This is a genomic window from Serratia sp. HMSC15F11, assembly GCF_001808215.1.
Lineage (GTDB): Bacteria > Pseudomonadota > Gammaproteobacteria > Enterobacterales > Enterobacteriaceae > Serratia > Serratia nevei.
Map to the genome: position 1 here is coordinate 84839 of NZ_KV792509.1, position 19159 is coordinate 103997.

Consider the following 19159-nt stretch of genomic DNA (forward strand, 5'->3'; position numbering starts at 1 on the left):
ATAGCGTTGGTATTTTTTATTATATGAAACGGCTACTGGCGCCGGGCGACGATATTCTATAGTGAGTCTGACCTATCGATAAATCGGCATCGCTATCTGGAGAACCTGCGTTATGGATACCCGCACTCAACGGCTCATGGCGGAGGTAATTGGCAGCCTGGCCGATCGCGAATGCTTTCTGACGCAGCTGGAGCCCTGCGCCGAGGCGTTGGGGTTTGATTATTTCTCCTACATCGTGTTTTCCTGTTATCCGGCCAGCCGCCCCAAGATGCTGATCGAAGGGAATTTTTCAGCGAACTATCTCGAGGATTACCGGCGGCAGCGGGTGTATTTGCAGGATCCGGTTATTGAGCGCGCTCACCATTCCACGCTGCAGTTCCAGTGGGACGAAAGCTTTTATCACGAGCGGCCGACGCTTTGGCGGTATATGGCGCAATTCGGCCTGTGCGCCGGCTGGTCGCAGTCGGTTAAGGATTGTTATGGCCGGCTGGGGATCCTGACATTTGCCGGTAAAGCGCTACCCGAGCAAACGCCGCAAGCGCGCGCAGTAAATGAAACTTTTTTCCTTTGGCTGGCGCAAACTGCCCATAAAACGCTGCGTGAAGCCTTGATCTCGGTGAACGACGACGCGATAAAAGATGTGCTGACGCTGCGCGAAAAAGACATCTTACGCTGGTGCAGCGAAGGGAAAACGGCGGAAGAGATCGCGCTGTTGATGGGGGTGAGCGAGCGTACGGTCAATTTCCATATCGGCAACTCGATTAAAAAACTTTCTGTCGCTAATAAGACCGCCGCCACCGCCAAAGCGGTTTATTTGCAGCTGATTTAATCTCGAGTGCTAAATAATTAAGCGCCTATCCGTTATCGGTGTGATGTTTATATTTTGTTAAATTAAGAACTATCCTTATCAGTATTTACCCCCGATCACAAAAGCGTGATAAAGCGATTCACCGCGCCCGTGCGCGGCAGTATTCTGTAGGCACCCGGTTTACATAGAAAGGACGTAATATGTACAAGACTATTTTGGTGCCGATCGATATTGAAGAGGACCTGTTGACCGAACATGCGCTGAAGCATGTGGAATATTTGGCGAAGATGTCCGGCGCTAAAGTGCATTTCTTCCATGCGCTGCCGGATGCCTCGGCTTTTGTTACTGCCTATTCGTTCGGTCTCAAGGAATTTGAGAATCAGGCGGAAGTGAAGGCGGTCGAGAAGCTGAAGAAAATCATGTCGGAAATCGATCTGCCGTTGGAACGCCTCAATTACACCGTCAGCTTCGGCTCTGCGCGCGATCAGGCGCTGGAGCTGGCGGAAGAGATCGACGCCGATCTGATCATCATCGGTTCGCGCCGCCCGAGCGTGAAAACCTATCTGCTGGGGTCTAACGCTGCCGCTATCGTTCGCCATGCCAATATTTCGGTGATGGTCGTCAGATAATCCGTCTTAAGCCCACCGTTTTCGGGCGCGTTCTGCGGTTGCCGGTCGGCTGCAGAGCGTGCCTGGCGTTTTATTGCCATCTCAGCCTGAGCTGCTACGATTTTAGCTGACGTTTTTATGCCAACCTGGGCACCGGCCTTGCGCATATTCTTCATCTCAGCCAGAAGAGGGGCAGCTATGCCATTAGAAGTTGATGGGATCATCAGAGGCGATCGGGGCAGTGAACCGAGCCGTTGGCAACATGCGTCAACCAAACCGCTTATCACGCTGACCTGGCATCACACCATTCCCTGGAACTGTTTGCGTAATGTCTGGAATGGTCTGGTCGCGGGGCAGCATTGGGACGCGCTGGACGAGTTTATGAACCTGATCGGTGTGCCAAACCGCGCCGAGGTGCTCAAACAGATCAAGAATAAAAACCTGCAGGATCGCGATGGATTACACACTCTGGTGACCTGGCAAGGATGGAATATCGTCGAGGGGCCGGGTAATGAATATCGTGCGCAGGGGGACGATCCCGGTGAAAACTTCGACGGTTGGTCGGGTAAGGGGATGAGCACTAATCAGCAGGCGACGCAGCAGCAGGTCAACGTGTTGTATCAGGCGATGGCGCCGTTGGGCAACCGGGCGCTGGACGCCGCCAGACAGGCGCCGCCCATTACCACTGAGGAAGCGGGCGTTTTGCAACGGACGATTAAACAGACTCGCCCAACGTTGCGAGGAAAGGAACCGATCCGGTGGCAAGAAGACATGTGGCATCAGGTGCAGCCGGGTAAAGAGGCGAAACACTTCGCCCGCTGGGATACCAAACCGGTATGGCGCAAGCGCCTGCACAGCGACCTGGCTCAGGCAGGATAAAACTCGCCCCGCGCCGGATTGCCGGCGCGGGGGAATCAATCCGGCGCTAATCGCACAGCGCCACGATTTCGTCGTACAGCGTCCTGGGGATCTCCACGCCGTCTCGTTCGCTCTGCCTCCGCTGCCGATAACGGCGTTCGCCGGGGATGCGTGCGCCTTGCGCCTGCATATCAGCAAACATCGCCTCTGCGCTGGCGAAATATTTCGCCCTATCCGCACCGAGAAAACGTTCAGGATCCAACGCGATGATCAGCTCACCGCCGTAAGGCGACGAACCGGTGCCGTCGTCGTAGGCCAGCGATTCCTTGCTGGTCATATCGCCGATCAGCGGCCCGGCCAACAATTCAACCATCGCCGCCAGCGCCGAGCCCTTATGTCCGCCGAAGGTCAGCATTGCGCCCTCCAACACGCTGGCGGCATCGGTGGACGGATTGCCTGCCTTATCAATGCCCCAGCCTTCAGGCAGCGGGGTGCCTGCGCGGCGATGCAATTCGATTTCGCCGCGCGCCGTTGCGCTGGTGGCCATGTCGAATAAAAACGGCGGGCGATTCGGGCGCGGCCAGCCGAAGGCGATGGGGTTGGTGCCGAACAGCGGGCGCGAACCGCCGGCCGGCGTCACCCAGGCGTGGCTGGGCGTGCAGGCCAAGGCCACCAACCCCTGCTCGGTCAGCGGTTCGATGTCGGCCCACAGCGCGGAGAAGTGCACGCAGCGGTTGATCGCCAACGCGGCGATACCGTTGGTGCGCACCTTATCGATAAAGGCCGGCAGAGCGGTGCGGTAGGCCAGCAGAGAAAATGCGCCGCCGGCATCGGCGCGCAAGATAGCCGGCGCTTGGTCGAACAGCCTGGGTATCGCATCGGCAGAAACCTTGCCTGCCTGCAGCGATCGCACGCAGCCCAAGAGCCGGTACAACCCGTGCGAAGCGCAGCCGTCGCGTTCACCCTGGGTGACATTTTGTGCCACCGCCTCGGCATGCGCCTGATTGAAACCGTTGCTGCGCAGTGCGCGCAACGCCAGTTGATAAGCCTGTTCCAGCGACAGAACGTGCGTGGATGTCATTTTGATGTCCTCCCTGGGTTCATTCTTCTTCATCGCCGATAAAATTGGCCTGGGGTAAACAGGTATAGGCGCCCCAGTAGTAAACCGCCAGCGCAATCACCGCCATGGTAAGGGTGTCCCACGGGTGGGCAATGGCGCCGATGCCGCCGAAGCTGCTGAGGTAGGAGAGTGAGATCACCAGCGCATAGAAGACGATCAGCCACAGCGAGGACCAAATTTGCTGCCGGAGGCTAACGGCGTGGGTCGGCACCTGATTTTTGAACAGGATGTAGATGAAGAACATCAGGATCTGCAAACCGAGCAGCCAGGAGACGGTATCCCAGCCGGACCAGAAGACGATCAGCGCCGAAATGATAAACGACAACGGGCCGAGCACGCAGAAAGCGCGCACCCGGAACGGACGCGGCATATCGGGCGCATTGCGCCGCAGCCCGGCGGCGGTGACCGGGGCGATGGCGTAGCTCAGCACCAGCGCGGCGGACACCACGCCGATCAGCTTTTCCCACGACGGGAACGGCAGCGTCCAGAATACCGAGAGAGCGAAGGTCAGCCACAGCGCCGGGCGGGGAATGCCGGACTCGCCATCTACCCGGGTGAACAGTTTGAAGAAGGTGCCGGCGCGCGCCCAACCGTAGATCACGCGAGGCGTGGCGTTCATATAGATATTGCCGGTGCCGCTCGGTGAAACGATCGCGTCGCTGACCACCAGAAATGCCAGCCATCCCATGCCCAGCGTGATGGCGATATCGCGAAACGGCAGGGAGAACTGTTGGCTGATGCCGGCCCAGCCGCCGCTCAGCATCTCGCTGGGGATACTGCCGAGAAACGCTATCTGCAGCAGCACATAGATGATGGTGGACAGCACCACCGACAGGATCAGCGCGATGGGAATGGTGCGCTGCGGCCTTTGCACCTCGCTGGCGACCGAAATGATCGGCGTCAGGCCGAGGTAGGCGAAGATGATGCCGCCGGCGGAAATGGCGGCCTCAACCCCAGCGGAACCGAAGGGAGCAAAGCCCTGGCTGTGCAGGTTTTCCGGTTTGAAAAAGCTGAACAACACCACGATCACCAGCAGCGGCACCAGAAATTTCAGCACGCTGATCAGGTTATTGGATTTGGCGAAGGTTTTGACGCTGTAGTAGTTGAGCGCGAAGAAAAAGCACAGCAGCGCCAGCTGCACCAGCCAGCCGATCGGCGTAGGGTCGCCGGAACCCGGCAGGCTGAGGAATGGGAACCAGGCGGCGGCGTATTGCCGGGCGGCGACGACTTCGATGGCGATCAGGCTTGAGAAGGCGATCAGCGTGATAAACCCCAGCAGATAACCCATCAGTTCGCCGTGCGAGAACACCGGATAGCGAATAATGCCGCCGGCGCGCGGCAGGGCGGCGCCCAGCTCGCAGTAGACGATGCCGAGCAGCAGCACCGCCAGGCCGCCGATCAACCAGGAATAGATGCCGGCCGGGCCGGCGATGGAGGAGACATGGCTGGCGGCGAACAGCCAACCGGAGCCGAAGATGGCGCCCAGACCGATGAACGTCAGATCGGTGAGCGTAAGCTGCTTCTTGAATTTGCCTTGGGTTGTCATGGTATTACCCTTTTGTTATTGAGTGGCAGGCAGATGCGGCCGGGCTAATTTGGGGCAGGTGAAACCAGGGGATCTCGGGTGAAAACGCCGTTCACCAGCCGCAGTAGGTTGAGCGGGTTGGCGTCCTGCAGCGGTGGCGGCAACAGCGCCGCTGGCGTGTTTTGCAAACAGACCGGCCGCAGGAAACGTTCGATGGCCATCGTGCCTACCGAGGTGCCGCGTGCGTCGCTGGTCGCCGGATAGGGGCCGCCGTGCACCATGGCGTCGCACACTTCTACCCCGGTCGGATACCCGTTGAACAGCACCCGACCGGCTTTGCGTGCCAACAGCGTCGTCAGCCCGGCGGCCATATCGAGATCGCCGTGATCCGCCAGCAGCGTGGCGGTCAACTGACCTTGCAATGCCGACAGCGCCGCGTGCAGCTGTGCTTCGCTATTTACAGCGACCAGGATGCTGGCCGGGCCGAAGACCTCCTGTTGCAGCAGCGGATCTGCCTGCAGCAGCAGTGCCTCCTCCGCTTGATACAGCTGTGCCGTCACCCGATGAGGGGGCGTTTCGCTGCGGCCCGCCAGACGGCGCATACCCGGGTGCGCATCGAGGGCCGCCAGCCCGTGACGGTAGTGCTCCAGCGTGCCGGTATTCAGCATCGGTTGCGGCTCGGCGGCGTTGACCAAGGCGCTCATCGTTTCGGCCAGCCGATCGAAGGCGGCGCCACGCAGCGCGACGATCACGCCGGGCTTGGTGCAGAACTGACCGCAACCGAGCGTAAAGGAAGAGACCAGTTCCTGCGCGATGTGCTGCCCGCGCCGCACCAGCGCCTGCGGCAGGATCACGACCGGGTTGATGCTCGACATTTCGGCGAAGACCGGGATGGGGTGAGGGCGTCGCGTCGCCAGATCGAAGAGCGCTCGACCACCTTGCAGTGAGCCGGTGAATCCCACGGCCTGAATCGCCGGATGTTGTACCAGGTCGGCTCCCACGCGGTTGCCGAAGATCATGTTGAAGACGCCGGCAGGCATCCCCGTACGTTTCCGGGCGCGCTCGATCGCCTGAGCGCTCAGCTCGGCGGTGATCATATGGCCGCTGTGCGCCTTGAACACGACCGGGCAGCCGGCGGCGAGCGCGGCGGCGGTATCGCCACCCGCGGTGGAGAACGCCAGCGGGAAGTTGCTGGCGCCGAATACCGCCACCGGGCCGAGCGCCGTGCGGTATTGCCGTAGATCGGGGCGCGGCAAGGGGGAGCGCTGCGGCAGCGCGCAGTCGATACGCACGCCCTCGACGTCGCCGCGCCGCAGCAGCGTAGCGAACAGCCGCATCTGGTCGCTGGTTCTGGCGCGTTCGCCGCTCAACCGCGCCGGCGGCAAGGCGGTTTCCTGCATGGCGAAGGCGAAAAAAGCCTCATCCAATGCGTCTAACTCCTCGGCAATGGCGTCGAGAAAGTTCGCGCGTTGTTCCGCGCTGAGCTGCGAATAGGGTGCAAAGGCCGCGGCGGCAGCTTCTGCGGCGGCGGAGGTTTCTGCCGCCGTGGCCTGGTGGAAGCGGTAGCCGGTCGGCTGACCGTCGTCGGCACGCAGGCTGAGCAGCGCCGCTTCTCCTGTGGCGCGGCGTTGGCCGCCGATAAATTGTTGGCCGCTGATGGCGGCATAGCGATCGTTGGGCATCGGTTCCCCCCGGTAGAGAAAGCATGACGCCCGGCATGGCCGGGCGATGAAGGCGTTACAGGCCGACGTTCGGCAGCGCAGGGCGAGTGGCCAGCGCTTTATCGATCACGGCGTTGATCTCGGTGAGCGTCCCGCCCTGCAGCGGCAGGCGCGGCGGACGAGTGACGGCGCTGCCGCGGCCGACCCGCTGTTCGCAGAGTTTGATGCACTGCACCAGATCGGGGCGGGCATCGAGGTGCAGCAGTGGCATAAACCAGCTGTACAGCGCCAAGGCTTCTTCATAGCGTTTGTCCTTCGCCAGCCGGAACAGCGTTTCCCCTTCGCGCGGGAAGGCATTGGACATGCCGGAGATCCAACCTTGCGCACCAACGGCGAGGCTTTCCAGCACCACATCGTCCAACCCGGCAAACAGCACGAAGCGATCGCCGACTTCGTTGCGCAGATCGATAAAACGGCGGGTGTCGCCCGAAGAGTCTTTGAAGCACACGATATTTTCGCAGTCGACCAGCGAGGTCAGGATGTCGGGCGTGACGTCATTTTTGTAAATGGGAGGATTGTTATAGACCATGATCGGCAGATCGGTCGCGCAGGCGACGCTGCGGAAGTGCGCGGCAGTTTCGTGCGGCTTGGCGGAGTAGACCAGCGCCGGCATCACCATAATCCCGTCGACGCCGGCCTTTTGCGCTTCACGCGCCATGTTCTGCGCGAAGGCGGTGGTGAACTCGGCGATGCCGGCGATCACCGGAACTTTACCGTCGGCGGCGTCTCTTGCCACTTCGATCACCGCCAGCTTCTCTTGCACCGTCATCGAGGTGTTTTCACCGACGGTGCCGCACACCACCAGGCCGGAGACGCCGTCGCGCACCAGGTTTTTAATCACCGTATGAGTGGCATCGAGGTCCAGAGAGAAATCGTTGCGGAACTGGGTCGTCACCGCCGGGAATACGCCGCTCCAGCTTATGGCTTTATGGCTCATCGTGTTTGTCCTGTCGTCCGAAGTGTTAATGAAAAGTGAATCTTTGGTAAGGCTCACCGACAGATTGACCGGTATTGCGCGGGGTGGCTTGACGCTTTTCGCCGATTGCCGCGACGAAATTGGCACAATGGCGCCGAATAGCGGGCGTGAAAAAAACGGGCGCCGGTGCACCGTGAAAAGAGGGGGATAACCAGATAAATCAGCGTATTAAGCGGAAAGCGTCAGGCGGAAATCGCGCGGCGTAGAGCCGGTCATCGCTTTGAATTGACGGCTGAAGGCGCTGTGATCGGTGTAGCCGCACAGTAGCGCGATGTCGGTGATCGGCAGATCGCCGGCCAGCAGTTCCGTGGCCTTTTCCAACCGCACTTTGTGGATCATCTGGCGCGGGGTGAGGTGGAAGATACGCTTGCAATAGCGTTCGATCTGCGCCACCGACAAGCCGGTCAGCACCGTCAGCTCCTCAAGTGCGATCGGCCGTGCGTAGTGGCGGCGGATGTGCACGTCGATCGCCGCCAGCCGTTGGTAGGCCGGGTGATGGGCCCTGGCCTCCTGCAGATCGTGAGAAATACCCGCCATACCGATGATTTTGCCCTGCGCGTCGTACAGCGCCAGCTTTTGCGTCAGGCACCAGCCGGTTTCGCGGCCGTTGTACAGGTGCATTTCCAGCTGATCCTGGATCAGCACGCCGTGGCGCAATACCCGCAGATCCTGCTCGGTGTAGCCGGATCCGAGCTGGGCGGGAAAAACGTCGGCGGAGGTCTTGCCCAGCAACGGCGTAACGGTTTTGAAACCGCAGCGCCTGGCCAGCGTCAGGTTGGCCAGCAGGTAGCGGGCCTGGGCGTCTTTGATAAAGAACACCACGTTGGGGATCGCGTTCAGCAGCGGCGCGATCAGCGCCAGCGTATTCAGCAGATCGCACAGGTTGTTCGGGCGCTGCTGCGCCAGGCCGTCGCACAGGCGCGAAAGATGTTCGACGGCGAAAACGTCCTCTTGCTCCGGCAGCCCCACGAGCGAAGGCGGAGAGAGAGAAACCGGAGGCTGATAGTCTGAAGTGGATCGCATAGCTGTCCCTTTTCGGTCGTTAGCCGGAAAAACAGGCGGCTCGGGTTGATGTCTTCGCATCAATATTAACTTTTCTTTAACGAATCAAGCGCTATTTCCGGCCGCCTGCCAAATATGCGGATTGCCGCATACTTTTGCCGCGCGGTGCGTGGTGGTTGCTTGAAAACTGCGGCGTTTCTCGCCACGTGGAGGTTTAGCATGAAAGTAAGGTTATGATAAATAAGTTATTGTTATGGTTTTCGTTAAGGGCGTACCCGCGACGCGTCAGGCCTGACTTTTGTCACTGTGCTGATTTCTTCATTTGCCGCGCCGAAACGCATCAAGCCGTTATGGCCACATTCGTTCAGGCTAACGCCATTGGTAACATCTCATTAACCCAGGAGACGCCGATGGCACTTTCTGCGCATATCACCGCTTTGCGGGCGATCGATTCTCATACCGGCGGAGAGCCGACCCGCCTGATCGTCGAAGGCTTTCCCGATCTTGGCGAGGGCAGCATGGCGGAACGGCGGGCGCGTTTCGCGCAACATTATGACGATTGGCGTTGTGCGGTGATGCTAGAGCCGCGCGGTAACGACGTGTTGGTGGGGGCGTTGCTGTGCCGCCCCTGTTCGCCACAGGCCACCGCCGGCGTGATCTTCTTTAACAACAGCGGCTACCTGGGCATGTGCGGGCACGGCACTATCGGGCTGATCGCTTCGCTGGCGCACCTGGGGCGCATCCACGTCGGGCGTCACCTGATAGAGACCCCGGTCGGCCCGGTAAACGCCACGCTGCACGAGGACGGCAGCGTCACGGTGGAGAACGTGGCGGCTTATCGTTACCGCCGCCAGGTGCGGCTTGAGGTGGCGGGTTACGGGCCGGTGACGGGTGACATCGCCTGGGGCGGCAACTGGTTCTTCCTGATCGGCGAGTCGCCGTTGCCCATCGATAAACAAAATCTGGAGGCGTTGACTGCGTTCACCTGGGCGGTGCGGCAGACGTTGGAGCAGGCGGGCATCTGCGGTGAAGACGGCGGAGCGATAGACCATATCGAACTATTCGGTGACGATCCGCAGGCCGACAGCCGCAGCTTCGTGCTGTGCCCCGGCAAAGCCTATGATCGCTCCCCGTGCGGCACCGGCACCAGTGCCAAACTGGCGTGTCTGGCAGCGGAAGGCAAGCTGCCGCCGGACACGCAGTGGCGGCAGGCCAGCGTGATCGGCAGCGAGTTTCAGGCCTACTATCGCCGGAATGGCGATCGCATTACCCCCTTTATTCGCGGGCAGGCCTATGTGTGCGCCGATAGCCAACTGCTGCTCGACGAACGCGATCCCTTTGTCTGGGGAATTCGCTGATGGGCGTCGGGCGGAAAGCCGATGTCATCGTGATCGGCGCCGGCATCATCGGTGCCGCCTGCGCCTGGCGGCTGGCGCGGGAGGGGTATCGCGTCTCGGTGGTGGACGATCGCCGCGCCGGCGCTACGGCCGCCGGCATGGGGCATCTGGTGTGCATGGACGACAACCCGGCTGAGCTGGCGTTGAGCGCTTATTCGCTGCGGTTATGGCGTGAAGTGACGGGGTGCATGCCGCAAGCGTGTGCCTGGCGCGGCTGCGGAACGCTATGGCTGGCGGATAAAGTGGATGAAATGGCCATCGCCGAGCAAAAACGGGCGCGGCTGGCGGAGCTGGGGGTAGCCGCGGAACTGCTGACGGCGGAGCAGATCGCCGCCGTGGAGCCGATGCTGCGGCACGGTCTGGCCGGGGGACTGCGGGTGCCGGGCGACGGCATTCTGTATGCGCCGCTCGCGGCTCGCTGGCTGTTGGCCGACGGTGGCGCGGCGATCGACGTGGTGCATGGCGAAGCATCAGCGCTGGAAGAGGGGGCCGTGCGGCTGGCGGACGGCAGGCGCCTGGCTGCGCCTATAGTGGTCCTGGCCTGCGGCCTTAGGGCCAATAGCCTATTGCCCCAGACTTTGCTGCACGCCAAGAAGGGCCATCTGGCGATCACCGATCGCTATCCGCCGCGGGTGCGGCATCAGTTGGTGGAGTTGGGATACGGCGCCAGCGCGCATGCCAGCGGCGGCACCTCGGTGGCATTCAATGTGCAGGCACGGCCAACCGGGCAATGGCTGATCGGTTCTTCCCGCCAGTTCGATGCCGTCGATTCGGCGTTGGACATGCCAGTGCTGGCGGCGATGCTCACGCGTGCGCAGCATTTCTTGCCCGTGCTGGCGCAGATGAACATCATTCGCTGCTGGACCGGGCTGCGCGCCGCCTCTGTCGACGGGCTGCCGCTGCTGGGCGTGCATCCGCGGCATTCCTGGCTGTGGCTGGCGTTGGGGCACGAGGGATTGGGCGTCACGACTGCCCTCGGCAGCGCCGCGCTGATTACTGCTCAGATCGGCCGGCAAACGCCGGAGATTGACGATACCCCGTATTTGGCGGCGCGGGCGTTTGCCGCCGAGGAGCTGTCGGTATGAATGAAGGACAAAACACGCTTACGTTGAGCATCGATGGCGATCCCTGCCGGGTGCCGGTTGGCATTAGCGTTGCTGCGGCACTCAGCCTGTGTGGCGACGCTCGTTGTCGGTTGTCGATTTCACACCAACCGCGTGCCCCCTTTTGCGGCATGGGCGTTTGCCAGGAGTGCCGGGTGACCATTAACGGTCTGCGTCGTCTGGCGTGTCAGACGTTGTGCCAAGCCGGTATGCGCATTGAGAGGAGCGATGATGAGTAACTTCGACTGTGAGGTGCTGATCGTCGGTGCCGGGCCGGCCGGCATGGCGGCGGCGCTGGCCGCAGCGGAAAGTGGTGGTCAGGTACGCATGATTGATGATAATCCGCATCCCGGCGGGCAAATCTGGCGCGATGGGCCGCAGGTGGCTTTGCCTGAAACGGCGAACCGCTATCGGCAGGCGATAGCGACGAGGGAAAATATTGCGCTACAGTCCGGCTGCAAGCTGGTGGCGCAGTGTGGCGTTGGCCGATTGGCCTATGAAGATGCCGAAGGTTGCGGCGTGATTCGCTATCAAAAGCTGATTTTATGCAATGGCGCGCGTGAGCTGTTGCTGCCGTTTCCCGGCTGGACGCTGCCGGGGGTGACCGGCGCCGGTGGCCTACAGGCGCAAATCAAGCAGGGGCTGGCGATCCGTGGTGAGCGAGTGGCGATCGCCGGCAGTGGTCCGCTGTTGCTGGCGGTGGCGAACAGCGTGAAACAGGCCGGCGGCGAGGTAGTGCTGGTGGCGGAACAGGCGCCGCTTTGGCGGTTGGCGGCGTTCGCCGGCGGCCTGTGGCGCTGGCCGGCCAAACTGCGTCAGGCGTTTTCCCTGATGCCGGGTCATTACCTTGCCGGCAGCCGGGTACTGGCGGCGTTGGGGCAAGAATGTTTAACCTCGGTGCACGTCAATAACGGCGGGCGGGAGAGAACGATCGCCTGCGACAGGTTGGCCTGCGGTTTTGGCCTGGTGGCGAATATTGAGTTGGCGATGCTGCTGGGGTGTCGGATAGAACACGACGCTGTAGCGGTGGATCATTGGCAGCAAACCAGCCTGGCGCATATTTTTGCTGCCGGGGAGTGTACCGGCATCGGCGGCAGTGAATTGGCACTCACTGAAGGCGCTATCGCCGGTTATGCTGCCACTGGGCAGCGGGAAAAGGCAGAGCGCCTGGCGGCGCAGCGGCGGCAGTGGCGACGTTTCGCCACGGCGGTGGCAAGCACCTTTGCACTTGATGATCGCTTGAATTCGCTGGCCAAACCGCAAACGATACTGTGTCGCTGCGAAGACGTCACGCTGGAACAGGTGAGCCATCAGCCAGATTGGAACACGGCCAAGCTGAGCAGCCGTTGTGGCATGGGAGCTTGCCAGGGCAAAGTCTGTGCGACGGCGGCGAGGCAGCTTTTGGGCTGGCCTTTACCGCCACCGCGTGTGCCTTTAACGCCGGTCAGAGCGGAAACGCTGGTTGCGCTGGGAGGGCATTGCAGCGACGACGCCAATTGATGGCGCATCGCTGCGGTGACGTTTCAGTCCAATCCTACGTCGCTGCATCACCATTGCGGCCAATAGTAGGTTTTCTCACGCCAGCCTTTGCCGTACATACAGGCTTCGATGGTGGCGTCTCGGGCGGACTGATTGCGATCGGTCTGCACTGTTTTAATCGACGGTTCCTTGTCATAGCGGTATCCCGATGGACAGTCTTTCTTGTTCTTCTCGCAAGGAATGTATTTATTTTCGTAGCTGAACTCCACGTCCCGTACCACGTCCGGGGGGAAGCGATCATAGCCGCGGCTACGGCATTCGGCATATTCGGCATTCCGGGTACTCTCAACCGCGCCGGGCCTTTCCCATTGTGTGCAGGCGGTCAACATCAATAACGGCAAAACAATCAAACAACGGCAATTCTTCATGGTGTCCCTAATTCTTTCTCTATCCTGAGGCTCGCCGCCTAGGAATGTTCCTAACTGGCGAGGCGGGAAAGTGTAATAAACTGACAGAACAATTGGAAATGATAATTGTTATTGTTTAGGTGTGATTAAGGTAGCGCCGCGTCGTGAGAGGATGTGGCGAATTGAGGGAGGCCTGCAGGGATCGCGATCTCACGACGAGGGGGGCGATGTGACGCTAGTTTTATCCATTCTCTTTTTTGCCGCAATATACCGATCGCCATTGCATCATTTCGAGCAGCGAAACAATATGCATGCTAAGCATTTTCTTATCCTATTTTAAGGTCATTTTTATTTAGGATATTTACCCATGCCTAAAATTTAATTCCCGGTATTAATACCTTATTTTTTTATTTCTGTTTTTTTATTGTGGTTTTATTTTCAGATTTCATCCATGAAAGACTTTTTAGTTACAGGGAATTCATTTGCATTTTAAATTTGGATTTTTTAAATTCAGCTCAGATGAAGGATAACCGTTCGCGACAGAGTCAAAAAAGGAGTTTATTTTGTCTGGGATAAAGAAAACGCCTGAAAGTCATGACGGTTTACCTTCACCATCAGAGGATTATGATGCATTTAAGCACCTCTCTGATGTTGGCGCCGTGTTGGGATATGGGCGAACTCGCTTTTATCAGTGGTGCCGCGGGCGTGGATTTCTAACCCCGATGAATGTGCCTTCACATGAAATGATCAGCCTGGGATATATGGTGGCGGTGTTATCAGAGACCGGCCATACCCGGGTTTACGTCACGCCGGATGGTTTCAGTTACGTCAGTGGTGCGTTTGCGGCAGATATCCAACGTGGCATGGTCAAGTTTTAAATTTGCAATAATCGCCTTTATTTCAAGAGCTTTAATGCAGAATCTTCTTATTCCTGAGGGCTGGTGGGGGCGTGGGAAGTTGTCCGATTTTTTCGCCTCTGCGACATGAATGCTACTGGAGGCAGCTATTCTCTTGTTACGATAAGCATTATTTTCTTCAGGAGCCAAGGATGAAGCATTACGCCGCGTTGTTATTTGCCTCTGCACTGTTAACGGGATGTGCGACTCAAGCCATACCGCCGCAACAGGCTCAGTTACCGCCCCCGAGCCGTCTGATGCTCTATCAGAATATCCCGGATACGCCTTACGCCACGGTGGTGGTGGTTCGCGACAGCGGAATGCTCGCAGGCAGCTGCCGCACCGGCGTCTATGTGAATGGGGAGTTTGCCGCTTCGCTGGAGGCGAAAGAAAAAGCAGAGTTTCGCGTGCCGCCAGGCAATATCTCGGTCAGTATCGGGCAAGATATGATCGAGAATCACCTGTGCATTTGGCGTGATACCGGAGGCAGTATACCGATGACGCTGCGCGCCGGTGAAAGCCGCTATCTGCGCATCGCCGGTGACCGGCAGCGCGGTTTCGTTTTGCAGGCGGGGCGACCGTAACCCCGGCCGGGCAAGGGCGTTAACGTCCTTGCCACCATCCCCAGAGGGTAATTAATAGCCACGCCGCCGCAATCCAGCACAGCACCGCCGCCCCCAGGGCCAACGACAGCCGCAGGCTGTTAATCAGGAAATACAGAGAAATCAAATACACCAGATAGGGCAGCACTGCCCACATGCCGAAAATCAGCGTCGTTTTCAGCGCCGCAATGGAACGCTCGTTGCCGACAATGTAGTGCGCAATCAGGGCGAAGGTGGGGAAAAGCGGAACTAAACCGGCGATATAATAATTGCGCGTTTTGGCCAGCAGGCCGATCAGAACCACGACCAGTGCGCCGATCAGCGCTTTGACAAGGATGCCCATAATGGTCCCGGGTGTGGGGGAAAGCCAACACACTGCCCGAAAGCACGTGCAAGATCAATGGGGTGTGGCGTCACGCGGGGAAAAGCAGACCCGCATGAAGCGCGGGTCTGAGACGCAACGCTTACTGACGGTAAGCGTGCTTGATTTGCTGAATACTGTTCTTGAAGATTTCCGCCTGGGTGGGATCTTCAATCTGGGCGATAAAACGTTCCATGTTGATGATAACTTTCCCGGCGTCGGCCTGGCCGATCGACTTCAGGATCAGCGTCAGCGTGGCTTTGAGGCAGGCAACCTCGGTCGCCAAGATCTCCGGGTTTGCAGACGTAGTGAAATCAACGTTGCTCATTTTCTCTCCTGATTTTTGAGGCCGTAGCCTGATACAAGCTGCTTTGGCACACCGCGCGCGGGCTAAACGTTGCCCCATGCGCAGCGGCGAATTTAACTGGGCGCGGAGTATAGCATAGCATGCGTCCATCATCTGCACCGGGCTTGCTCAGCTCACGCCGGCGGGCAGCGTCCGTTCACCGCCAGCCTGAATCATCCATTATCGGTAAGTTATTTCGGGGCGGTTAACAAGTATTTGTCCGGCACGTTATTGTTGAACCATTGGGGTTATTATAATTATTTGAGGCGGCTGGCACCGATTTTGCCGATGTTCGCCGGGAATAATAGTTCTGCACGTCGGGTGTTCGGCCGGCGATGGCGGTGGTTTTTGCTACGTCTTTAAATATCAAATGATTACAAACGGCCAACCGCCGTGCTAATATTATTCATGTCGTGATTGCTTACACAGATTTCCCCCTCGCTGCATGATTATCGCGCTATCCTGTGTCTGACGCGGCGCAACGAAATTATTTTCGTCGCCCGATCTTTTCCGACGTGACGATTTATTGGCGGCATAGACGGCTAAAATTGAAAAATCAGCTCTGCTCCGCAAAGTTATTCGGAAGTATGTATTAATCTGTGTTCATTCTTGTCTGAAAAACAAGTAATATCTCTGGCGAAAACAGAGGCTGATTGCGTTACTCCCTTTTTTTGGAGATTTTTCCTTGATTAGCGTTCTTCTTGTTGATGACCACGAACTGGTGCGCGCAGGGATACGACGCATTCTTGAAGATATCAAAGGTATAAAAGTTGTCGGTGAGGCCCAATGCGGTGAAGACGCCGTAAAATGGTGCCGTGGCAACGCTGTCGATATCGTGCTGATGGACATGAATATGCCGGGCATTGGCGGGCTGGAAGCCACGCGCAAGATTGTGCGTTATGCACCCGACGTCAAAGTCATCATGTTGACTATCCATACTGAAAACCCGTTGCCCGCGAAGGTGATGCAGGCGGGGGCCGCCGGTTATCTGAGCAAGGGCGCCGCGCCGCAGGAAGTGATTAACGCCTTGCGCTCCGTGCATGCGGGGCAGCGCTATATCGCGTCTGATATCGCCCAGCAGATGGCCCTGAGTCAGCTGGAGCCCCAGGCCGAAACGCCGTTCAGCTGCCTGTCTGAACGCGAGTTGCAGATCATGCTGATGATCACCAAAGGCAAAAAAGTGAATGAGATCTCGGAGCAGTTGAGTCTCAGCCCGAAAACGGTGAACAGTTACCGTTACCGCATGTTCAGCAAACTGAATATCAGCGGCGACGTCGAACTGACCCACCTGGCCATCCGACATGGATTGTTCAATGCGGAGACGTTGTTAAGCAGTGAATGACCGTTTTGATGCCAAAGCCTTCCTGAGTACCGTCACCAGCCAGCCCGGCGTCTACCGTATGTACGACGCCACGGGCACGGTGATCTACGTCGGTAAAGCCAAAGACCTGAAAAAACGTCTCGCCAGCTATTTTCGGCAGCAGGTCAGCAGCCGTAAAACCGAGACGCTGGTTAAAAATATCGCGCAAATAGACGTAACGGTTACCCACACCGAAACGGAAGCGCTGTTGTTGGAACATAACTACATTAAATTGTACCAACCGCGATATAATGTTCTTTTGCGCGACGATAAATCTTATCCGCTGATTTTTCTCAGCGCGGATACCCATCCCCGTTTGGCGGTGCATCGCGGCGCCAAACACGCCAAGGGCGAATATTTCGGGCCTTTTCCCAACTCTTATGCCGTGCGTGAAACGCTGGCGCTGCTGCAGAAGCTGTTCCCGATCCGCCAATGCGAAAACAGCGTGTATCGTAATCGCTCGCGCCCGTGTCTGCAGTATCAGATCGGCCGCTGCCTGGGCCCTTGCGTCGCTGGCCTGGTGAGTGAAGAAGAGTACCGGCAGCAGGTGGACTACGTGCGGCTGTTCCTTTCGGGCAAAGATCAGCAGGTGTTGCATCAGCTGATTGCGCGCATGGAAGAAGCCAGCAAACTGCTCAATTTCGAAGAGGCGGCGCGCATTCGCGATCAAATTCAGGCCGTGCGCCGCGTTACCGAACGGCAGTTCGTGTCGGGCGACAGCGACGATCTGGACGTGATCGGCGTGGCGTTCGACGCCGGTATGGCGTGCCTGCATGTGCTGTTCATCCGTCAGGGCAAGGTGCTGGGGAGCCGCAGCTATTTCCCTAAAGTGCCGGGCGGCACGGATATGAGCGAAGTGGTGCAGACCTTTGTCGGCCAGTTCTATTTGCAAGGCAGCCAGGCGCGTACCTTGCCCGGCGAGATCCTGTTGGATTTCAGCCTGCCGGAAAAAGACCTGCTTGCGGAGTCGCTCTCCGAGCTGGCGGGGCGCAAGATCCAAATTCAAAGCAAGCCGCGCGGTGACCGCGCCCGTTATCTGAAGCTGGCGCGTACCAACGCGGCAACGGCGTTGACCACCAAGCTTTCGCAACAGTCGACGATCCATCAGCGGCTGGCGGAGCTGGCCAAGGTGCTGAACCTGACGGAAATCAACCGCATGGAGTGCTTCGATATCAGCCATACCATGGGCGAACAAACCGTGGCTTCGTGCGTGGTGTTCGACGGTAACGGCCCGGTGCGCGCGGAGTATCGGCGCTACAATATCAGCGGCATCCCCCCCGGCGATGACTACGCGGCGATGACGCAGGTGCTGAAGCGCCGTTACGGTAAGGCGCTGGAAGAGAAAAAGATCCCGGATGTCATCTTCATCGACGGCGGCAAAGGGCAGCTCGGCATGGCGATCGACGTGTTCAAATCGCTGAACGTTACCTGGGACAAGAACAAGCCGCTGCTGATTGGCATCGCCAAAGGCGCCGATCGCAAGGCCGGGTTAGAAACGCTGTTCTTCGTGCCGGAAGGCGAGGGGATTTCGCTGCCGCCGGATTCGCCGGCGCTGCATGTGATCCAACACATCCGCGATGATTCGCACAATCATGCGATTACCGGCCACCGGCAGAGAAGGGCGAAAGTCAGAAATACCAGCGCACTGGAGCTGATTGAAGGCGTAGGGCCGAAACGGCGCCAGGTGCTGTTGAAGTATATGGGCGGACTGCAACCTTTGTTGAACGCCAGCGTGGAGGAAATTGCAAAAGTGCCGGGTATTTCACAAGCATTGGCAGAAAAGATCTACAATGCATTGAAACACTGAGGGCAATGTAGCAACATACTCTTAATTTCCACTCTAGCCAGATAGTTACCGTAGCATTATGCAATTGAATATACCGACTTGGCTTACCCTGTTTCGCGTAGTTCTGATCCCATTCTTTGTGCTGGCGTTTTATCTGCCGTTCAGCTGGGCTCCGATGGTTTGCGCCGTTATCTTTGTGTTTGCCGCCGTCACCGACTGGTTTGACGGCTTCCTGGCACGCCGCTGGAAACAAACGACGCGCTTCGGGGCGTTTTTGGATCCGGTTGCGGACAAAGTGATGGTGGCGGTGGCGCTGGTGCTGGTGGCGGAGCACTACCACAGCTGGTGGATCACGCTGCCGGCGGCCACCATGATCGCCCGTGAAATCATCATTTCGTCGCTGCGAGAGTGGATGGCGGAAATTGGCAAACGCAGCAGCGTGGCGGTGTCCTGGATCGGCAAAGTGAAAACCATGGCGCAGATGATGTCGCTGGTGGGCTTGCTGTGGCGGCCGGACCGCTCCGTAGAGTATGTGGCGATCGGTTTGCTGTATATCGCGGCGGTACTGACTTTCTGGTCTATGTTCCAATATTTGAATGCTGCGCGCAACGATCTGCTGGAACCGTGATCGATGCGCTGCAAAAATCGGCAAACGATCGTGATGAGCCAACAATTTTATTGACTCATCACGTCAGGTAAGTAGAATGCATCGCATCAGACGACAACGATGAATTGCCGAAAGATAGCAAAGAAATCAGTCAGTTCTGGTAATGCGGGAATAGCTCAGTTGGTAGAGCGCAACCT

20 protein-coding genes and 1 tRNA gene (1 of these 21 only partly in view) are annotated in these 19159 nt (G+C 58.6%); 13 read left to right on the top strand and 8 right to left on the bottom strand.

All coding sequences use genetic code 11. The features are described from left to right. The first annotated feature begins 112 nt into the window (after nucleotides 1-112). From HMPREF3138_RS23925 to HMPREF3138_RS23935, 3 genes are all read left to right on the top strand, one after another. Nucleotides 113-829 (top strand): LuxR family transcriptional regulator, encoded by a 717-nt coding sequence (locus HMPREF3138_RS23925; RefSeq protein WP_038875336.1) that lies wholly within the window; start codon nucleotides 113-115, stop codon nucleotides 827-829. Nucleotides 830-1008: 179 nt separating this feature from the next. Then, nucleotides 1009-1437 carry a universal stress protein gene (locus HMPREF3138_RS23930; RefSeq protein ID WP_038875339.1) on the top strand — a complete coding sequence of 143 codons (429 nt, stop codon included), beginning with the start codon at nucleotides 1009-1011 and terminating at the stop codon, nucleotides 1435-1437. A gap of 177 nt (nucleotides 1438-1614) precedes the next feature. Then, complete coding sequence (locus HMPREF3138_RS23935; protein WP_038875342.1) at nucleotides 1615-2295, top strand: hypothetical protein; 681 nt, start codon at nucleotides 1615-1617, stop codon at nucleotides 2293-2295. A 46-nt stretch (nucleotides 2296-2341) separates the two neighbouring features. Here HMPREF3138_RS23935 and HMPREF3138_RS23940 read toward each other — a convergent pair whose 3' ends face one another. The 5 genes from HMPREF3138_RS23940 to HMPREF3138_RS23960 form a co-directional block, all read right to left on the bottom strand. Beyond that, nucleotides 2342-3355, bottom strand: a complete 1014-nt coding sequence (locus HMPREF3138_RS23940) for an Ldh family oxidoreductase (protein ID WP_038875346.1) — start codon at nucleotides 3353-3355, stop codon at nucleotides 2342-2344. 19 nt (nucleotides 3356-3374) lie between these two features. Next, nucleotides 3375-4940, bottom strand: coding sequence for an APC family permease (locus HMPREF3138_RS23945; protein WP_038875349.1), 1566 nt, complete (start codon nucleotides 4938-4940; stop codon nucleotides 3375-3377). Nucleotides 4941-4984: 44 nt separating this feature from the next. After that, nucleotides 4985-6601, bottom strand: coding sequence for an aldehyde dehydrogenase (NADP(+)) (locus tag HMPREF3138_RS23950; RefSeq protein ID WP_038875351.1), 1617 nt, complete (start codon nucleotides 6599-6601; stop codon nucleotides 4985-4987). Between the two features lie 55 nt (nucleotides 6602-6656). After that, the gene (locus tag HMPREF3138_RS23955; protein ID WP_038875354.1) at nucleotides 6657-7577 is read right to left on the bottom strand and encodes a dihydrodipicolinate synthase family protein; all 921 of its coding nucleotides are present in this window, start codon (nucleotides 7575-7577) and stop codon (nucleotides 6657-6659) included. 207 nt (nucleotides 7578-7784) lie between these two features. Continuing rightward, nucleotides 7785-8639: an AraC family transcriptional regulator gene (locus HMPREF3138_RS23960; RefSeq protein WP_038875357.1), complete on the bottom strand. Its 855-nt coding sequence runs from the start codon at nucleotides 8637-8639 to the stop codon at nucleotides 7785-7787. A 389-nt stretch (nucleotides 8640-9028) separates the two neighbouring features. Between HMPREF3138_RS23960 and HMPREF3138_RS23965 the strand changes: the two genes are divergently transcribed. The 4 genes from HMPREF3138_RS23965 to HMPREF3138_RS23975 are packed head-to-tail and all read left to right on the top strand — an operon-like array spanning nucleotide 9029 to nucleotide 12618. Further along, nucleotides 9029-9976 carry a 4-hydroxyproline epimerase gene (locus HMPREF3138_RS23965; protein WP_038875361.1) on the top strand — a complete coding sequence of 316 codons (948 nt, stop codon included), beginning with the start codon at nucleotides 9029-9031 and terminating at the stop codon, nucleotides 9974-9976. Beyond that, nucleotides 9976-11100: an NAD(P)/FAD-dependent oxidoreductase gene (locus HMPREF3138_RS23970; RefSeq protein WP_038875364.1), complete on the top strand. Its 1125-nt coding sequence runs from the start codon at nucleotides 9976-9978 to the stop codon at nucleotides 11098-11100. The genes HMPREF3138_RS23965 and HMPREF3138_RS23970 overlap by 1 nt, the downstream gene beginning before the upstream one ends. Further along, nucleotides 11097-11357, top strand: a complete 261-nt coding sequence (locus HMPREF3138_RS25980) for a (2Fe-2S)-binding protein (RefSeq protein ID WP_071605387.1) — start codon at nucleotides 11097-11099, stop codon at nucleotides 11355-11357. Before HMPREF3138_RS23970 ends, HMPREF3138_RS25980 begins: the two co-directional genes overlap by 4 nt. Continuing rightward, complete coding sequence (locus tag HMPREF3138_RS23975) at nucleotides 11350-12618, top strand: NAD(P)/FAD-dependent oxidoreductase (RefSeq protein WP_038875367.1); 1269 nt, start codon at nucleotides 11350-11352, stop codon at nucleotides 12616-12618. The genes HMPREF3138_RS25980 and HMPREF3138_RS23975 overlap by 8 nt, the downstream gene beginning before the upstream one ends. Before the next feature lie 47 nt (nucleotides 12619-12665). On the opposite strand, the gene HMPREF3138_RS27535 is transcribed toward HMPREF3138_RS23975, so the two are convergent. Then, nucleotides 12666-13025, bottom strand: a complete 360-nt coding sequence (locus HMPREF3138_RS27535) for a hypothetical protein (RefSeq protein WP_004927961.1) — start codon at nucleotides 13023-13025, stop codon at nucleotides 12666-12668. Between the two features lie 542 nt (nucleotides 13026-13567). On the opposite strand from HMPREF3138_RS27535, the gene HMPREF3138_RS26570 reads away from it, so the two are divergent. Together HMPREF3138_RS26570 and HMPREF3138_RS23985 are read left to right on the top strand one after the other, a co-directional pair. Continuing rightward, nucleotides 13568-13882, top strand: coding sequence for a hypothetical protein (locus HMPREF3138_RS26570; protein WP_038875370.1), 315 nt, complete (start codon nucleotides 13568-13570; stop codon nucleotides 13880-13882). 170 nt (nucleotides 13883-14052) lie between these two features. Beyond that, nucleotides 14053-14484, top strand: a complete 432-nt coding sequence (locus HMPREF3138_RS23985) for a hypothetical protein (protein ID WP_038875373.1) — start codon at nucleotides 14053-14055, stop codon at nucleotides 14482-14484. Nucleotides 14485-14503: 19 nt separating this feature from the next. Here the strand turns inward: HMPREF3138_RS23985 and HMPREF3138_RS23990 are convergent, their stop codons facing one another. Then, nucleotides 14504-14845 (bottom strand): GlpM family protein, encoded by a 342-nt coding sequence (locus HMPREF3138_RS23990; protein WP_038875376.1) that lies wholly within the window; start codon nucleotides 14843-14845, stop codon nucleotides 14504-14506. 121 nt (nucleotides 14846-14966) lie between these two features. Beyond that, nucleotides 14967-15191: a DUF2594 family protein gene (locus HMPREF3138_RS23995; RefSeq protein ID WP_004927950.1), complete on the bottom strand. Its 225-nt coding sequence runs from the start codon at nucleotides 15189-15191 to the stop codon at nucleotides 14967-14969. 703 nt (nucleotides 15192-15894) lie between these two features. Between HMPREF3138_RS23995 and uvrY the strand changes: the two genes are divergently transcribed. The 4 genes from uvrY to HMPREF3138_RS24015 all read left to right on the top strand — a co-directional run. Next, nucleotides 15895-16551, top strand: a complete 657-nt coding sequence (gene uvrY / locus HMPREF3138_RS24000) for a UvrY/SirA/GacA family response regulator transcription factor (RefSeq protein ID WP_004927947.1) — start codon at nucleotides 15895-15897, stop codon at nucleotides 16549-16551. Next, nucleotides 16544-18376 (top strand): excinuclease ABC subunit UvrC, encoded by a 1833-nt coding sequence (uvrC, locus tag HMPREF3138_RS24005; protein WP_071605386.1) that lies wholly within the window; start codon nucleotides 16544-16546, stop codon nucleotides 18374-18376. The genes uvrY and uvrC overlap by 8 nt, the downstream gene beginning before the upstream one ends. Before the next feature lie 58 nt (nucleotides 18377-18434). Next, nucleotides 18435-18983, top strand: a complete 549-nt coding sequence (gene pgsA / locus HMPREF3138_RS24010; RefSeq protein ID WP_033642639.1) for a CDP-diacylglycerol--glycerol-3-phosphate 3-phosphatidyltransferase — start codon at nucleotides 18435-18437, stop codon at nucleotides 18981-18983. A gap of 144 nt (nucleotides 18984-19127) precedes the next feature. Further along, nucleotides 19128-19159 (top strand) — tRNA-OTHER (locus tag HMPREF3138_RS24015) (it continues 50 nt past the right edge of the window).

Excerpts from the sequence above, each read along its gene's own strand:
- HMPREF3138_RS23925 (WP_038875336.1), top strand. The coding sequence starts at position 113 with ATGGATACCCGCACTCAACGGCTCATGGCGGAGGTAATTGGCAGCCTG.
- HMPREF3138_RS23930 (WP_038875339.1), top strand. The coding sequence starts at position 1,009 with ATGTACAAGACTATTTTGGTGCCGATCGATATTGAAGAGGACCTGTTG.
- HMPREF3138_RS23935 (WP_038875342.1), top strand. The coding sequence starts at position 1,615 with ATGCCATTAGAAGTTGATGGGATCATCAGAGGCGATCGGGGCAGTGAA.
- HMPREF3138_RS23940 (WP_038875346.1), bottom strand. The coding sequence starts at position 3,355 with ATGACATCCACGCACGTTCTGTCGCTGGAACAGGCTTATCAACTGGCG.
- HMPREF3138_RS23945 (WP_038875349.1), bottom strand. The coding sequence starts at position 4,940 with ATGACAACCCAAGGCAAATTCAAGAAGCAGCTTACGCTCACCGATCTG.
- HMPREF3138_RS23950 (WP_038875351.1), bottom strand. The coding sequence starts at position 6,601 with ATGCCCAACGATCGCTATGCCGCCATCAGCGGCCAACAATTTATCGGC.
- HMPREF3138_RS23955 (WP_038875354.1), bottom strand. The coding sequence starts at position 7,577 with ATGAGCCATAAAGCCATAAGCTGGAGCGGCGTATTCCCGGCGGTGACG.
- HMPREF3138_RS23960 (WP_038875357.1), bottom strand. The coding sequence starts at position 8,639 with ATGCGATCCACTTCAGACTATCAGCCTCCGGTTTCTCTCTCTCCGCCT.
- HMPREF3138_RS23965 (WP_038875361.1), top strand. The coding sequence starts at position 9,029 with ATGGCACTTTCTGCGCATATCACCGCTTTGCGGGCGATCGATTCTCAT.
- HMPREF3138_RS23970 (WP_038875364.1), top strand. The coding sequence starts at position 9,976 with ATGGGCGTCGGGCGGAAAGCCGATGTCATCGTGATCGGCGCCGGCATC.
- HMPREF3138_RS25980 (WP_071605387.1), top strand. The coding sequence starts at position 11,097 with ATGAATGAAGGACAAAACACGCTTACGTTGAGCATCGATGGCGATCCC.
- HMPREF3138_RS23975 (WP_038875367.1), top strand. The coding sequence starts at position 11,350 with ATGAGTAACTTCGACTGTGAGGTGCTGATCGTCGGTGCCGGGCCGGCC.
- HMPREF3138_RS27535 (WP_004927961.1), bottom strand. The coding sequence starts at position 13,025 with ATGAAGAATTGCCGTTGTTTGATTGTTTTGCCGTTATTGATGTTGACC.
- HMPREF3138_RS23985 (WP_038875373.1), top strand. The coding sequence starts at position 14,053 with ATGAAGCATTACGCCGCGTTGTTATTTGCCTCTGCACTGTTAACGGGA.
- HMPREF3138_RS23990 (WP_038875376.1), bottom strand. The coding sequence starts at position 14,845 with ATGGGCATCCTTGTCAAAGCGCTGATCGGCGCACTGGTCGTGGTTCTG.
- HMPREF3138_RS23995 (WP_004927950.1), bottom strand. The coding sequence starts at position 15,191 with ATGAGCAACGTTGATTTCACTACGTCTGCAAACCCGGAGATCTTGGCG.
- pgsA (WP_033642639.1), top strand. The coding sequence starts at position 18,435 with ATGCAATTGAATATACCGACTTGGCTTACCCTGTTTCGCGTAGTTCTG.